General features: G+C 37.7%; 13 protein-coding genes. 4 read left to right on the top strand and 9 right to left on the bottom strand.

The window, feature by feature from the left end:
• Nucleotides 1-232: 232 nt before the first annotated feature.
• A complete protein-coding gene (locus tag ACZ5R4_RS08390; protein WP_109983894.1) occupies nt 233-1,147 on the top strand; it encodes an iron-hydroxamate ABC transporter substrate-binding protein in 915 nt (304 codons plus the stop codon).
• A gap of 542 nt (nt 1,148-1,689) precedes the next feature.
• A complete protein-coding gene (locus tag ACZ5R4_RS08395) occupies nt 1,690-2,841 on the top strand; it encodes an AI-2E family transporter (RefSeq protein ID WP_109983895.1) in 1,152 nt (383 codons plus the stop codon).
• 43 nt (nt 2,842-2,884) lie between these two features.
• On the opposite strand, the gene ACZ5R4_RS08400 is transcribed toward ACZ5R4_RS08395, so the two are convergent.
• Nucleotides 2,885-3,232: an ASCH domain-containing protein gene (locus ACZ5R4_RS08400; protein WP_054788915.1), complete on the bottom strand. Its 348-nt coding sequence runs from the start codon at nt 3,230-3,232 to the stop codon at nt 2,885-2,887.
• Nucleotides 3,233-3,609: 377 nt separating this feature from the next.
• Here ACZ5R4_RS08400 and ACZ5R4_RS08405 point away from each other — a divergent pair, with 377 nt between their 5' ends.
• Nucleotides 3,610-4,494: a glycine betaine ABC transporter substrate-binding protein gene (locus tag ACZ5R4_RS08405; RefSeq protein ID WP_054861517.1), complete on the top strand. Its 885-nt coding sequence runs from the start codon at nt 3,610-3,612 to the stop codon at nt 4,492-4,494.
• Between the two features lie 250 nt (nt 4,495-4,744).
• Here ACZ5R4_RS08405 and betA read toward each other — a convergent pair whose 3' ends face one another.
• Both betA and betB read right to left on the bottom strand, forming a co-directional pair.
• Entirely contained in the window at nt 4,745-6,430 is a 1,686-nt protein-coding gene (betA, locus tag ACZ5R4_RS08410) for a choline dehydrogenase (RefSeq protein ID WP_109983897.1), read from the bottom strand.
• Nucleotides 6,431-6,523: 93 nt separating this feature from the next.
• Nucleotides 6,524-7,990 carry a betaine-aldehyde dehydrogenase gene (gene betB / locus ACZ5R4_RS08415; RefSeq protein ID WP_464368335.1) on the bottom strand — a complete coding sequence of 489 codons (1,467 nt, stop codon included), beginning with the start codon at nt 7,988-7,990 and terminating at the stop codon, nt 6,524-6,526.
• A gap of 212 nt (nt 7,991-8,202) precedes the next feature.
• On the opposite strand from betB, the gene cudC reads away from it, so the two are divergent.
• Complete coding sequence (cudC, locus tag ACZ5R4_RS08420) at nt 8,203-8,790, top strand: choline uptake/conversion transcriptional regulator CudC (RefSeq protein WP_425454568.1); 588 nt, start codon at nt 8,203-8,205, stop codon at nt 8,788-8,790.
• Nucleotides 8,791-8,852: 62 nt separating this feature from the next.
• Here the strand turns inward: cudC and ACZ5R4_RS08425 are convergent, their stop codons facing one another.
• The 6 genes from ACZ5R4_RS08425 to ACZ5R4_RS08450 form a co-directional block, all read right to left on the bottom strand.
• The gene (locus ACZ5R4_RS08425; protein WP_109983916.1) at nt 8,853-9,830 is read right to left on the bottom strand and encodes a tRNA dihydrouridine synthase; all 978 of its coding nucleotides are present in this window, start codon (nt 9,828-9,830) and stop codon (nt 8,853-8,855) included.
• Nucleotides 9,831-10,286: 456 nt separating this feature from the next.
• Complete coding sequence (locus ACZ5R4_RS08430) at nt 10,287-10,892, bottom strand: TetR/AcrR family transcriptional regulator (RefSeq protein WP_464368336.1); 606 nt, start codon at nt 10,890-10,892, stop codon at nt 10,287-10,289.
• Between the two features lie 33 nt (nt 10,893-10,925).
• Complete coding sequence (locus ACZ5R4_RS08435; protein WP_464368337.1) at nt 10,926-11,546, bottom strand: GNAT family N-acetyltransferase; 621 nt, start codon at nt 11,544-11,546, stop codon at nt 10,926-10,928.
• Between the two features lie 635 nt (nt 11,547-12,181).
• On the bottom strand, nt 12,182-12,517 hold the full coding sequence (locus ACZ5R4_RS08440) for a hypothetical protein (RefSeq protein ID WP_347836615.1): 336 nt from the start codon (nt 12,515-12,517) through the stop codon (nt 12,182-12,184).
• A 2-nt stretch (nt 12,518-12,519) separates the two neighbouring features.
• On the bottom strand, nt 12,520-14,964 hold the full coding sequence (locus tag ACZ5R4_RS08445; protein WP_464368338.1) for a glycoside hydrolase family 38 N-terminal domain-containing protein: 2,445 nt from the start codon (nt 14,962-14,964) through the stop codon (nt 12,520-12,522).
• An 18-nt stretch (nt 14,965-14,982) separates the two neighbouring features.
• Complete coding sequence (locus ACZ5R4_RS08450) at nt 14,983-15,873, bottom strand: ROK family protein (protein WP_245902290.1); 891 nt, start codon at nt 15,871-15,873, stop codon at nt 14,983-14,985.
• Nucleotides 15,874-15,880: the final 7 nt, after the last annotated feature.

Consider the following 15,880-nt stretch of genomic DNA (forward strand, 5'->3'; position numbering starts at 1 on the left):
AGCCATTTTTAATCGTATTCGTTTAGTGATAGTTTTCTAAAATATATATTTCTATCATATCATCATGGGTATGTAGCGTCAATCTGCATTTGTCCGTACGTGTTCAAAAATCGCTATTTAATGTGAATTAGGTCTATAAAGTATATTGACATTCCTCTTATTTATGATTAGTATATTTTATGAAGCAATTGAAAATGATTATCATTACTAATTCGAAAAGGAGCCGATCATATTGAAAAAGCTTTTTATACCAATTATAGTTTTATTGACCCTGTCCCTTGGTGCGTGCAGTGGCACAGAGTCTGCCAATACAAGTAATGCATCTGACACAACTAAAGAGACCATTACATATGAATCTGAAACTGGCCCCGTTGAAGTTCCAGATGAACCGAAACGTATTGTGGCACTCACAAATGGTCCAAATGTTCTTTCCTTAGATGGTAATATTGTAGGGATTGATCAATGGACAAAAAATAATCCTCTCTTTCAAGAAAAATTAGAAGGTGTGGAAGTCGTTTCTGAAGAAAATCTTGAGAAAATTCTTGAGCTTGAACCTGATCTCATCATCGCCGGTGCTCAGACTAAAAATATAGACAAGCTGAATGAAATGGCACCAACCGTTGTTTATACTTGGGGTAAATTAGACTATTTAGCTCAACAAATGGAAATCGGAAAACTCTTAAACAAAGAAAAAGAAGCGAATGAATGGGTAGAGAATTTCAAGGACCGTGCTAGTAAAATTGGGGAACAAATCAAGGACAAAATCGGAGAAGATGCCACTGTTTCTGTCATAGAAAGTGGTAATAAAGAATTTTATGTTTTTGGAGATAATTATGCTCGTGGTACAGAAATATTATACCAGGCTATGGGATTAAACATGCCAGAAAAGGTAAAAGAAATGGCACTAGAGTCTGGAGTTCATACATTCTCTACTGAACTACTACCTGAATTTGCAGGTGACTATATTATTCTGAGCAGGGATCCAGAAAAGGAGAATTCGTTCTTAGAAACGGAAACTTGGAAAAACATACCTGCTGTTCAAAATGATCATGTCTATGCAATTGATACAAAAGCTTCTACTTACAGTGATCCTATTACACTAGAATATTTGTTAGAGTTTTTTGAAAAATCCTTCCTTACTAATTAATAGCTTAAGAGTGTTAGGTTCGAGAAATTAATAATAGGATTTGGAGGCTGGGACGAAAGAGTAAGTAAAGAAAGGAAAATCCGAACGTTAATATTTCTGCACGGATACCGCTCCGTCAAAATACTCCGCTTTCCGGGGGCACGGCTTCAGCTCGTGCTGTTCCCACAGGAGTCTCCGTATTTTGACTACGCTAAAGCAGAATAATGTTCGGATTATAGCGCTTGCTGTTTAGTTATGTCCTAGCCCCTTTCTTTTATTCTATTGTTGTAAGTTTTGTAGTTCCTCTAGACTGACAATCCGAGTACTACTTTTCACATCTTCTGGTACGGTAAACCTCGTTAATTTTTCCTATCCATTCTATAGTAGCATCCATATCAATCAGCATGTCACATCTTCTATAAGGTATCGATTACCTTTTTTGTTTAAAATCTTAAAGTTATCAATAGGAAATATAGCAATATTATGGTACATTACTAATGGAAAGACATCGAGATGGCATGTTAGCAAGGTTATATTGTATGATAAGGAGCTGGAGACAGAGAATGGAATCATCAAATAGATTTTTAAAATTTATTGGTGGAAAAAATATTTTTTACATATTAGGTATCTTCATACTTATTGGAATAATGATCTATATTTATACAAAAATTTCATTTATTTTCTATCCATTGGAGGTTATTTTATCTACGATTGTCCCTCCTGTGATTCTCGCTTTTATTGCCTACTATTTGTTGAATCCGATTGTTAACCTACTGGAACAATTTCGTATCAAGCGTATTTGGGGAATTGTAATACTCATTCTCGGAATTAGTGGGGCTTTAACAGGTATTATTTTGTTAACCGCACCAGCTATCGAGGCTCAGGTGAAGGATTTAGTCCAATCCTTTCCAAATTATTTAAAACAATTTGGGGAAAGCTTTACGAATTGGGTACAAAATTCGTTTTTAGGGCCTTATTATGATGAAGGCTATCAATGGTTAATGGATCGTTTAAGCGAGCTGCCACAGTTAATCGGCACTTATATTTCTGACGGTTTTCAAGGCGTGCAAAATGTTGCAAGCAAAGTAACTAGTACAGTTGTGGCCATTGTCACCTTCCCAATTATTTTATTTTTCTTATTAAAAGATGGAGAAAAATTCAAAAACTTTATGATCAAGGTGTTTCCGCCGAAGTTCCGAGATGATACGAAACAAATTCTAAGTAATATGGATACACAAGTTGGTTCTTACATTCAAGGTCAAATCATCGTAGCTACAGTTATTGGGATTCTATTATTCATTGGTTACTTAATTATTGGATTAGATTATGCCTTTACACTAGCTATTGTTGCCGCGATTACGAGCGTAGTTCCTTATTTAGGCCCAACCATCGCGATCATCCCTGCTGTTATTATTGCGATTGTAGACTCGCCATTTATGCTACTAAAGCTAGCGATTGTTTGGATTGCTGTTCAATTTCTAGAAGGAAACTTTGTTTCACCGAATATTATGGGCAAAACCATGCAAATCCATCCATTAACCATTATCCTAGTATTATTGATTGCTGGGAATTTATTTGGAGTCATCGGGGTAATACTAGGTATTCCAGGTTACGCTATTTTAAAGGTTCTTGGCTCGTATCTGTTCTACAAATTCAAGAAGCGATATAACCAATACTATGGCGAAGACCGTGGCCGCTACGATCTAGAGGATTAAGAAAAAAGCATCTGCTTTTCAGATGCTTTTTTATGTTGTGTGATCATTCCTCAAGTTCACTAAACTCATGTACCCAAACTTCCATTTTGGGCAGCCAAGGCATCCCTGGATGCATGGATAAAATTGATTCCTTATAGGCTTCTAGGCTTTTATAGCCTTCACGCTGCGCATCCTCATCGCTCAATTCTCCAAGAGTTTGTTTATATACGTTATCTATCCGATACTTCTTGTTGTTTAATTCCATAATCTCACCGATATCTGCATATCGTCCATTACGTCTTGTTGCCGTCTTTCTACCCATTAATACTTTTTCCACATCTGCTGGAATGGTAACTAATTTATCAATTGTACAGGTTTTAGGTGGCAATGATGGATTATATTTTTGTTTCATTTTATAACACCTTTCCTTTCTCCTTCTATTTTAGCCTTAAATAGAAAGTTCAGCAATTTTCAAGTGTATGGTTAAGGGAAACGAGCATCATCTAAAAGCTCCTAAAATCACTATTTTGAATTCCTTGCTTTTATAAGAATTAACTAAAATCACGTAATACCTCTTGACATTTAATCTGAACACGTTAAGATAAAAGTATAAAGAACGTTTAAAAAAAATTTAACAAATTTACCAATTAAAATAGATGTGCTTACTAATTAGATTGGCCTATTGTTCTTTTGAGTAGAATGTTATTCGGTATAATGATTAAAATATTTCTAAACAATTTATCAATTTGAAATATTTTTAATAAATATATAGAAAAGGAGTTATTTTCAATGAAGAAATCAAAAAAAGCAATCAGTATTATTTTAACACTTTTCGTGATTACTATACTGACAGCATGTGGAGACACTAAGGGTGATTCAGAAAATGGATCAAGTGGAAAAAAGGAAGAAATAACAATTGGGCAAATTAACTGGGCAGAGAATATCGCCGTAACAAATATGTGGAAAGCAATTTTAGAAGATAAGGGCTATAATGTGAAATTAAATGTATTGGATATGGGCATTATGATGGAAGCCTTAGAAAATGCTGAATTGGATGTTAATTTAGAAGTGTGGCTACCTGTCCAAGATGCCAATTATTACGAGAAATATAAGGATACGGTTAATTTTTCTGAGAATACTTGGTTTGACAATGCTAAAGTAGGGTTAGTAGTGCCAAGTTATTTAAATGAAGTGAATAGTATAGAAGATTTAAACGACCATAAAGAACTGTTCGATGGTGAGATTGTTGGCTTTGATCCTGGTGCAGGAACAATGGAAGTGACAAACGAAGTTATTCAAGATTATCATCTTGAGTTTGAACTTTTACCAAGCTCAGAGCCTTCCATGTTAGTTAAGATAAGAGATGCTGTCGAAAACGAAGAACCGATCGTAGCACCGCTTTGGACGCCACATTCCGTCTTCTCCAAGTATGATTTAAAATTCTTGGAAGACCCACAAAACACTTACGGAGGAGTAGAGAAAATTCATCATGCTACTAGAGTTGGATTTAATGAAGATTATCCAGAGGTTAGTGAATGGTTTAATAATTGGAAGATGAATGATGAACAAATCGGACAACTTATCGACTATGTGGAAAGTGCCGATAAACCACTTGATGGTGCGAAGAAATGGATCGATGAGAATCAAGAATTAGTCAATGAATGGGTAAAGTAAAGGTCAGTGAGGTTCTCACATCTTTAAACAAATGCTTAGCGGCTGTTATGCTTTATCTTTTCGAGGCTTGAGGCAGAGCCTTTTACGGACATTGATTACGATAAATATAAAAATTTTATTCATATCATGCAGAGGATGTCGTCCTCTGCATTTCTTTATATCCTCTTAAAAGTAGATAGGTATTCTAATAAAAAAGCATCTAATTGCACTACATTTGCAACTAGATGCTTCTTTTTAGTAATTTATTATTTTAGTTCGTTATGGTACCTGCATGAGCGGGATCTAAACCATGACGGTAATAGCTAGCATAAATAGGCTGTAACGGCTGTTTACCAAGAATTAAGTCTGCTGCTTTCTCTGCTAGCATTAACACTGGTGCATGAATATTACCATTCGTAACATAAGGCATTGCAGAGGCATCAGCTACTCGTACATTATCAAGCCCATGAACCTTCATCGTATTAGGATCTACAACAGCCATCGGGTCTGATTCTGGACCCATTTTTGCCGTACATGATGGGTGAAGTGCAGTTTCAGCATCCCTAGCCACCCAATTCAGTATCTCTTCATCCGTCTGGACGGAAGGACCAGGGGAAATCTCTCCTGAATTATATGGTGCCATAGCGGGTTGGGACAGAATCTCCCGAGAAACTCGTATTGCTTCAATCCACTCACGTCGATCCTGCTCAGTAGAAAGGTAATTAAAGACCATGCTTGGATGTTCTTTCGGGTCATTTGACCGAATCTTTAAGGATCCTCGTGCATCAGAATACATAGGTCCTACATGTACTTGGAATCCATGATCTGTGTCTGCCTTTTGTCCATCATACCTTACTGCTACGGGAAGGAAATGAAACATCAAGTTTGGATAATCAACGTCATTATTCGAACGTACAAAACCTCCACCTTCAAAATGGTTAGTTGCCGCTGGACCTTTACGACCGAATATCCATTGTAAGCCGACCCAAGGCATTCTCCATTTCTTTAAGTTAGGCTGTTCAGATACTGGTTTAGGACAAGCATGTTGAATATATACTTCAAGATGATCCTGGAGGTTCTCCCCCACACCAGGAAGATTAATTTTCGGTTTGACTCCAACTGAACGTAGATGTTCTGCATCGCCTACACCTGATAGCTGAAGTAGCTGTGGCGTGTTAATCGCACCACCTGCTAAAATCACTTCTCCCGCTTTTACATGATGGATCTTTCCATTGCGTCGATAGGTTACACCTTCAGCTTTGTTCCCATTTATTTCAATATTGGTCACGAAGGCACGTGTTCTTATTGTAAGGTTCTTACGATTCTTAATCGGATGTAAATAAGCACGAGAAGCTGACAACCGTCTCCCTTTATACACATGCTTATCAAACGGGCCAAACCCTTCTTGACGATAACCATTGACATCCTTAGTCCTGGAATAGCCAGCCTCAACAGCTGCGTCAAAGAAGGCTTGAAATAATGGATTAGTTGCTGGTCCTCGTTCCAATTTGATCGGGCCATCATGTCCACGAAGCTCATCATCTGCATCTGCTGCTAGAGCATTTTCCAATCGTTTAAAATAAGGAAGACAGTGGGCAAAGTCCCATGTTTCCATACCGGTGTCTGCTCCCCATCGTTCATAGTCCTTCGGATTTCCACGTTGGTAGATCATTCCATTAATAGAGCTTGAGCCTCCAAGCACTTTTCCGCGTGCATGCTTGACGCGCCTTCCATTCATATATGGTTCAGGATCGGATGCGTATTTCCAGTCGTATAAGCTTTTTCCAGCTGGGAATGGAAGTGCTGCTGGCATTTGAATTAATAGATCCCATGGATAGTCACTACGTCCTGCTTCTAATATAAGAACACTGTTTGTTCCATCCTCACTTAAGCGATTACCGAGTACAGAACCTGCACTACCTCCACCGATGATTACATAGTCAAATGTTTCGTTCATTTCACGAACCTCCTTAAGATATTGCTTAGCAACAATAATTGGGCAAGGATATCGTACTACTTGCCCAAAGTCTCCCCTACGTTTATAGTAAAATCACTTAAACCAATGAAGCGGTGTTGGTTTAAGGTTGCGATAAATGTGTTTCGTTTCTGTATACTCTTCTAATCCAAGCTTCCCTAATTCTCGCCCTATACCTGACTGTTTATATCCACCCCATGGGGCTTGAGCAAAATATGGATGGAAATCATTAATCCACACGGTTCCCATCCGTAATGCAGCTGCAACACGCTCTGCTTTATCAACATCCTTGGTCCATACTGCACCAGCTAACCCGTAAATCGTGTCATTAGCAAGTCGCACTGCCTCGTCTTCATCTTTAAAGCGTTCAACCGTTAAAACAGGACCAAATACTTCCTCCTGTACGATGCGCATAGTAGAATGACAGTTCGTTAATATTGTAGGCAAATAGAAAAAGCCGTTTTGCAGTTCAGGTTCTTCAGGACGTGAGCCTCCAACTAACACATTTGCTCCTTCCTGCTTTCCGATGTCCACGTATTTTTCTACTTTCGCTCGATGCTCTTCGGATATTAATGGTCCAGATTGAGTTTCTCCATTAAATCCATTTCCTAATTTAATTCGTTTTGTCCTTTCAGCAAGTGCTTCAACAAAACGGTCATGTATAGAATCTTCTACTAGCAACCTAGCACCAGCTGAGCAAACTTGTCCTGCATGAAAGAATACAGCATTCATAGCCTGATCAACTGCTGTGTCAAAGTCAGCATCCGCAAAAACAATATTCGGGTTTTTCCCTCCAAGTTCAAGCGCAATTTTTTTTACATTTTCGCTTGCAGCCTGCATGATTTTCTTCCCTGTAGAGATTCCCCCAGTGAAAGATATAAGATCAACATCATTGCTCACGGCTAGTTCGTTACCAACTGTATTCCCTTTACCGAGGACAAGATTGACTACCCCTTTTGGAAAACCTACTTCCTCCATTAGTTCTGTCACTTTAATGGTAGTTAAAGGAGTGATTTCACTTGGCTTGATGACAATCGTATTGCCCACAGCAAGTGCAGGAGCTATCTTCCAAGCTGCTTGTAAGAGTGGGTAGTTCCATGGTGTGATTTGACCACAAACTCCGACAGGTTCTCGAACAACCTTACTCTGGCTATTCGGAATCGGTGAATCAATGATTTCACCACCATCTTTATCCGCTAAACCAGCAAAATAGCGGAAAACTTCCACGATATCGTCCATATCTGCACGACTTTCTGTGATGGTTTTTCCCGTATCCAGTGATTCTAATTCTGCTAGTTCTTCTTTATCCCTTTCAATCAAACTTGCAATTTCAAGTACTTTTTTCCCACGTTCATTTGCAGGTGTATATTTCCAATCGCCATAATCAAAGGCTTCTCGAGCAGCTGATATAGCTAATTTTGCATCTTCCTCGTTTCCTTCTGTTACTGTTGCAATAATTTCTTGATTAAACGGGTTGATGATGCTTCTCTTCTCCCCGGAGCGAGCTTCTGTCCATTCCCCGTTGATGAACATTTTTTTCATAAAGTTGCCCCCTTGATTAATTTTGTTAAATTATTTCTTAACGTATTTAACAAGTTAAATATATCATATTCGTTTTTCATTGTAAACAAACCACTATTTTTAGTAAAATTAATTTTGATTTTCACGAAAGATGCGTTATAGTTAAAATTAAAGTAATTAAAATTAAATTTAACTATTTTAATTTATATAATAAGAAGAAATGAGGGTTAACATTGGAAGATAAGTATGGTGCAAAACAGCAGAAGGCAGAAGAATTGCTAGAGGATGCAGAACGTGAAGTCATTAACTCCATTGCCGAAACAATGGATCTCTATGGTGTCACACCATCTATCGGAAGACTTTACGCAACGATGTATTTCAAACATGACCCATTGACTCTCGATGATATGAAAAATGATCTTGGCATGAGTAAACCAAGCATGAGTACTGCTGTAAGAAAGCTACAGGATATCAACATTGTAAAGAAAGTCTGGAAAAAAGGTTCTCGTAAGGACTTATTTATGGCTGAAAAAGATTTCTTTCAATATTTCTCTAACTTTTTCGGGGATAAATGGGAAAGAGAAGCTAAATTAAATCTATCCTCTATTAATGATGCAATCAAAAAATTACAAGAAGTACTTCATGATGAGGAAGTTAATGAAAAATTAAAGCAGCGGGCACAACAAGATTTGCAACAACTTGAGGAATACAAAAGCTATTGCCACTGGTTAGAGCGACTTGCTCATTCCATTGAGACTGGTGAGATTTTTGAATTTTTGCCGATGAAAGAAGCTAATCGCGAAGATCACAATGAATCTTAATTTAATTTCAAAAAAACAGTCTCCCATTTAGAGACTGTTTTTTATTGAGACAAGGTATATTTTCACAAAGTCTCATCCATATTCTTTTGTTCAAAATCATCAAGCAGTTCACGCACTTCATCCGTTGATTCTGTGCTCATCAACTGATTTCTTAATTCACTTGCACCTCGAAATCCACGAACATATATCTTAAAAAAGCGACGAAGAGGCTTGAACAAACGAGGTTCTAATTTCGAATACTCATCAAAGAGATCCAAGTGCAGTCTCAAAAGATCGAGCAATTCTTTACTACTATGGTCCCGCTGTTGCAGCTCAAAGGCAAATGGATTGGTAAAAACACCACGTCCAATCATCACCCCATCCACCTCGTACTGATGAGCAAGCTTCAAGCCTGTCTGACGGTCGGGTATATCTCCATTAATAGTTAAAAGTGTATCTGGTGCCACCTTGTCACGAAGTTTCTTAATTTCTGGAATAAGCTCCCAATGTGCGTCTACTTTGCTCATTTCCTTTTTTGTACGGAGATGAATGGATAGATTCACAATGTCTTGTTTCAATAGGTGTGTCAACCAATCCTTCCATTCCTCTACATAGGTGTAACCAAGCCTAGTTTTTACACTTACAGGTAACCCTCCTGCCTTTGCTGCTTGTATGAGCTCTGCTGCAACTTCAGGACGACGGATAAGGCCACACCCCTTGCCATTCCCTGCCACATTAGGTGCAGGACAGCCCATATTGATATCAATCCCTCGAAAACCTTGCTTCGCCATCCCAATACTCATTTCTCGAAAGTATTCAGGCTTATCTCCCCATATGTGGGCTACAATTGGTTGTTCATCTTCTGTAAAAGTCAAACGCCCACGAACGCTTTGATTACCCTCTGGGTGACAATAACTCTCCGTATTTGTAAACTCTGTAAAAAATACATCAGGTCTACCTGCTTCACTTACTACATGGCGAAACACGACATCTGTCACGTCCTCCATTGGTGCTAATATAAAAAACGGTCGTGGTAATTCACGCCAAAAATTATCTTTCATATTTAAAATTCCAATCCTCTCATCTAGGGGTAACAGGCCAAATACTTGTCCAACATAAATGTCTCTGTTACACACTTTTTAACATTAAAAATTACCTTTTACTACTTCATTCCAATAAAAATCTCAGTTGGTTTTCTAAACCACCTTATGGAGTAAAAGGAAAAAAGAAAATCACTTGGAACGAAAAGATTCCAAAATCACCAAAGACTATTTTATCCGAATCAAGGTCCAAATATCAAGGGTTTGATATATTAGTAACTTGAACTTTATTGTTAACAAAAATCAACGGTCGAATTATTCGACAGCTAGAACAATCTACGTTTCGTTCCTATTAATCGTTTTTCTAATAGGTTATTCTTTTTGTACAACGTAATGGAGAGAAGAAAAAACCGAGTTTTAGTTAGATAGTAGAATAATGAGTTCTAGAGTTAAGAGAAATATTTTTCTGTCAATTTTTTAAAAGTCCTCCTTAACTATAGCGGATGTGACTAAGTTTAAGCTCGGTGTAATAAATTGTTCGCCTAATAATAATTTCATCATCGCTAACCCTTGTATTGAAGCAAAATAGTAATAAGCCATTTCTGTAGCATTTCCATTTTTAAACTGACCTAGTTTCTGACCTTTTTTAATAAGAACCGCGGTTTGTTTTATCATAGCTTCACTTTTCTTTTTCAGTTGTTGAACTTGATGTGATGAATTATCCATTGTAAAAGACTGGTTCATAATCATAAGAAAGTTTGCGAATTCATCATCCTTCTTAAAATCATTTAAAATTTCAAAAGTAAATTCTCGGAAAACTTCATTTGGAGACAAGTCGCTCTTAAACCGCCCTATAATGCGTTCAATGCCTGCAGTAGCATAGGAAACAAGATCATTAAATAGATCATCTTTCGTCTTGTAATGACGATATAATAGACCGATGCTGATGCCAGCACTTTTTGCAATATCTTGAATTCCAGTTGCCGCAAAGCCTTTTTTAGCAAATAGTTTAATAGCAGCAGAATGTATTTTTTCTTTAGTAGCCAATCTCATTGCTTCAAATTGTTCTTTTGTTCTAGGCAAGCGTTCTCCCTCCTCTAACAAGAAATTCTATCTTTATTTTTTCATGTACCTTAATGATAATAGGTTGTTGATACCGTTTCTCTTCGCTATCTTTACTGGTATAGGCTTTCTCTTGTATTCTTCAAATCCTAACTTCTCATACAGATGCATTGCTGGGATATTCGTGTCAGCAACCTCTTCTATTAAATAATCATTATAAGGTGTGTTTTGAATAATATACTGAATAATTTGTGAAGCTATGCCCTTACCTCTGAAATCAGAAGCTGTTCCAACAAACTCGATAGAACCTGTGTTGGCTGGAAAATCCTCATAAGGGGATTCAAATTCCTTTTTAAGAAAGATACTTGCCATGCTCCCCTTAATAAAACCTAAATGCTTTCTCAACTCCTTTTTATTTAATCGTACGGATAGTCTGCTTCCATCTGTACATGCAGTCATTCCGGCGACTTTCTTATCCACTATAGCCACATAAAATTGGTCTAAAACAAACATATGTGCAAAAGCCTTCGAAAGGATGTTTTTATCCTTTGAAAAATAACCAAGCCATTGTGCAAATCCCTCAGCAAATATTTGGCTCATCTGAGTTCTTACATCAATATCTTTATCTATTTTACCAGCTTTAGTAATCGTTAGCTTATAATCTCTAGTTAGCATTTGGATCCTCCTTTTATAATGAATGAATATATTTTCATTATAAAATTTATAATAAAAATGTCAAATATAACTACACCGAGAATGTTACTTTGAAACCAAAATAAACATTCCTTAAAACACATACCTCGAGCCCGGCTTCCAGCATTTCTATGCCCTTTGCCGCCTGTTTTTCACTTTTTTCCGTTTTAAAATAAAGTTTTCAGGTCAAGGGATGGACGTGAAACAGACCCAGAAATCGGAACAGTTATTTTCACAAAAATCGGGTCTGAAATGGAATTATTTATTTTTACTGAGAGATGTTTATTTTCGTTAGAAAAATCCAATTCCAACCAAGACATACATTAGATATGTGTTGCATTGTGTTAGTGAGGAAAGTTCATCCCTGTATCTGAATCAATTTCTAATACTCTACCCATCACTTGGCTAACAAGTGTTTTTCGTATTTTCTTAAATTTAGTTTTTTTAAGCAGTTTCATTACCATATCGTATATAGATGGAAACTATTTTTCCCTTTCTTCATTCAACTCATCTTAAGATGGGATTTCTCCAGAACTGGACATATACTACGGCGTATTACCATGAATCGGGGGAATGGGGGAATTTCTCGCTTTTATTTCGCTTGTTTACATCATTCTCTAAAACAAAATTGAGATCGAGAGGCTGCATTCAAACAGCTCTCGATCCATTAATTCGGTATGGAAAGTTACAGGGAGGCCATGCCACTTAATTGTTCCTGCTTTAATTGCTGATCTCAATCGTTCTTTTGCTTCTTCAAATACATCAGGATGATTTAAATAATGTGCAATGAGCCATGGAACCTGTGTTGTCCATGTGAACTTGTCTGGCAAGTCCTCCCCTATCTCAATCGCTCTTGGGATAAAATCATAGAGATAGGTATCCATTACTTTCTCGACAAGGTCAGTAAAACCAAGATCTAAGTGTGTCTTAAACACGACATGCAATTTTTTCATCATCAAGCTCCTTCCCTACTAGGGTTAACCGGGAATGCAAGCAGGCCTTGATTTAATTGTTGACACTTTTCCAATAATCGTTTTGGATTCTGCTGCTCAGAAACAAGATATAATTGATAGTCAAACTCATAGAAACCTGATAAATCAACCTTGAAATTTGTTTCCCAGAAATTATTCATAATCCAAGAATAAACGGGTTGTCGATTCTTGTCATGCTGCTGATCATTTGCTAATTCAATAGGATGATGTGCTAAAGAATCTAAGGTAATCAGTGGTGTATCTTTGATTGCTATTAGAAGTGAACTGTCTGTTCCTGTAAAGGCAAGCCCATTCTGTAAGCAGAAAAACTCCGTATTAGTTCCTGGCAGTTGATCAATTGCCGGTCGAAGCACTGCACCAGTCTTTTCAATAAATAGTTCACCATCTTTGTCCGCACTAAATGGCAGTGGAATATAAAGATTTTCCGGTGCCCACTCATTCTGCTTTTGAATTCTAACCGTTACAGCAATTTTCGGCAGTTCTTTATAGACCTTAAGGATCACCGTGTACATCTGTGTACCTTCTAGTTCAAAATCCATTTGAACGGCAGTAAATAAATCTCCGTCTTTAGTTATATCGATATGTTTTAGACTAGCAGTATAACGATCTGCCAATCTCCCTTTACGATTTCGTCCCATCAATCTTCTTTCAGTACAGGCATCCGTTGTAATTGGTGTCTTCTCATATACTCCTGTAAAAGGTGCATATAGTGCGTCTGGATGGATCAATTCTCTTTTATTTTTCTTATCACGTAAGGATGTAATTCCTGATTGCTGATCAAAAGCTAATCGATAGTGTTTGGTTTCTACTACATGAGTATCCGGTACACCTTCATAACCCGGATAAGGAGCAATATCTTCTACTCTGTCAGTGCCAATATGTGAATGGTTAGCGTGTCGTGGATTCTTTGGTGCTTCACCTTTCACTAATTTCAACAGCTTCTCTTCCTTTGTCGCTAAAGAAATGGCAAATTCAATGACATCACCATTTGGTATTGGTGTAAGCTGGGCAGCAAGTTTCTCGTTTGTTTCACAATCGATCACATCAATATAATTGTCTCGATCCCATGCTAAATACCTGCCATCGATATGTTCCCAATGTTTTATCGGTACAGTAGCATAATCTGTCACTGGATAATCATGGGGATTGACTACTTTAAAATACTTTTCCCGATCAATTGTTGGTGGCACTTCTCCCAAGTGACCAAGTATCTGATCCAAATGTTGTGAAATAAGGCGATTGGCGTTAATAGCATAGGCTGCCTTACGATAGTCTAAATCATTCACAAGCGTATTCCACGGTTCACTGACGGAAGAGGCATAACCCCATGTATGCTCTGCATATAACATCAATTGATACTCCGCTTCTTGCAAAAGAGATTCACGCCCCCATTTACCTTGTGGATCTAGTTTCTGTGATAAGTGATACTTCTGTTGAGCATCCCGATAGATCTTAGTTGGGGCAGGGGTGGAGCCAACTCCATCTGACCACCAGTCTGTCCAGTCACCTGCATACACTGGAAGATCAAGCTCCTGTTTACGTAGAAAATCAAAGAACTGATGTAGAGTAGCTAATTCAATCTCCACTTGACCGCCATGCTTATCATTCCATTTATGAATCATTTCAATTAGCCGAGGATTAGGTGGTGAATTATCGGTTACAATCCCTGAAATCATATTAGGAACAAAATCGAAGGGATAGTCTTCTGCTTCCAGGTTCTCCAAATATTCGAAAATACGCTGCTCTGCAATGGCCATTTGATCATCTGATGTAACTATCTCTGTCCCATTATCTATGCGATAGCTATTTGGAATCAACATAAAATCATTACCAATTTGATAATGGTCACCATTCCAAACTAAAATCTTGTTTCCATTTGGTGTTTCCCACCAGAAGGGGATCTGTTTCTTATAGAGCGGGAACATGCCATGATGAGTATGTAAACAGGAATAGAGATTTACAATGCTGTTCTGATGCATTGTTTCTGCATATCCCCATGAAAATCCATTGATATCTGCTGTCATAGCTGAATCCAAATCAAGCTGATGTTCATTAGAGAATTTTCTTCCTTTTTTAAACATAGCATCTAAAATGTCATTATCGACAAGGTCAGTCATATTCAAATAGGTTAAAGAGATATCAATCTGACCTGACTGTACATATTGGATAAATTTCTGTTTGTCACTATCACTACTTTGCTCAAAGAACCGCTCAACCTGCCAATAGTTTTCACATGTCCATTTATACCCTTTCCATTCCGGTCTAGAGCCATTCTCACTCGCTTCTAATATATCAAGGACCGATTTGATATATTCTACATGGTGACGTTCAATCTTTTCTTGTCGATCGGTATAGCCAATATCAGTGTGCGAATGATGGATCAGTTGTAATTTCCACTTTTTCTTCATCTTTCATCCTCCTATTATTTACAGTTGCTTTAATTGGTGACATAAACCTTTATATGTACTCCTTGAACCATACGGGCTTGCGATCATATCCAGTGATTTTTGATAATCCATACCTGCTTCAATACCTTTTTCCATCCAGGTAAAACTCTTCGAAATTTGTCCACCGAAGACGATACAATCTGGCGCAAAGGCATGTACATAAGGGTGGAGTGCTATTCCAACCATTACTCCAAATTGGTGAAACACCTGCTGGGCTTCATTAGAGCCAGCAGCTGCTGCCTTTGATACGCTTAATCCATCCCAATCTTCCAACGAAAATTGCTGAGCAATGCTAGCTAGACCATTAGCCGATAAGTAATTCTCAATTACACCATCTAAGAAGGGCTGTTGATAAAGCATACCACTGTCTGGCAAACCATACTGACTGCGAACTACTCGCCCCTGCTCAATAAAAGTGGAACCAAATCCTGTCCCAAGAGTAAGGCAGATCATTTTCTCTGCTTGCTTGGCAACACCTTCCTGATACTCTCCGATGGCAAAAGCAACCGCATCATTTTCAAAGCAAATTGGAAACCCACTTGTGTATCTTTGAGATAGCAGCCATTGTTGAACAAAGTTAGCTATATTTACTTGATAGAGCGACTCAAACTTCCCTAATCCTTGCATTAAACTAACCCCATGGAAATAATCAAATGGACCAGGGAAGGCAAAGCCAATTCCTTGTATCGAGCCTTTGAAGTTCTGTAATTGTTCCTCCAAAATTACTGTAAAATGTTTGAGAATCTCTTGTTTGCTAGATTGTGCCTTAGATGGGTAATGATAATCTTCTGGATAGAAACATTGATAATTTTGATCTAGTATATTCACCTTTATTTCGGTACCGCCTATGTCTAAACATAGATAAAACATTTGAGAC

Source organism: Gracilibacillus sp. JCM 18860 (genome assembly GCF_055395245.1).

Coding starts and splice junctions, on each gene's coding strand:
- betB (WP_464368335.1), bottom strand. CDS start 7,990: ATGAAAAAAATGTTCATCAACGGGGAATGGACAGAAGCTCGCTCCGGG.
- ACZ5R4_RS08400 (WP_054788915.1), bottom strand. CDS start 3,232: ATGAAACAAAAATATAATCCATCATTGCCACCTAAAACCTGTACAATT.
- ACZ5R4_RS08440 (WP_347836615.1), bottom strand. CDS start 12,517: ATGAAAAAATTGCATGTCGTGTTTAAGACACACTTAGATCTTGGTTTT.
- ACZ5R4_RS08395 (WP_109983895.1), top strand. CDS start 1,690: ATGGAATCATCAAATAGATTTTTAAAATTTATTGGTGGAAAAAATATT.
- ACZ5R4_RS08435 (WP_464368337.1), bottom strand. CDS start 11,546: ATGCTAACTAGAGATTATAAGCTAACGATTACTAAAGCTGGTAAAATA.
- betA (WP_109983897.1), bottom strand. CDS start 6,430: ATGAACGAAACATTTGACTATGTAATCATCGGTGGAGGTAGTGCAGGT.
- ACZ5R4_RS08450 (WP_245902290.1), bottom strand. CDS start 15,873: ATGTTTTATCTATGTTTAGACATAGGCGGTACCGAAATAAAGGTGAAT.
- ACZ5R4_RS08425 (WP_109983916.1), bottom strand. CDS start 9,830: ATGAAAGATAATTTTTGGCGTGAATTACCACGACCGTTTTTTATATTA.
- ACZ5R4_RS08405 (WP_054861517.1), top strand. CDS start 3,610: ATGAAGAAATCAAAAAAAGCAATCAGTATTATTTTAACACTTTTCGTG.
- ACZ5R4_RS08445 (WP_464368338.1), bottom strand. CDS start 14,964: ATGAAGAAAAAGTGGAAATTACAACTGATCCATCATTCGCACACTGAT.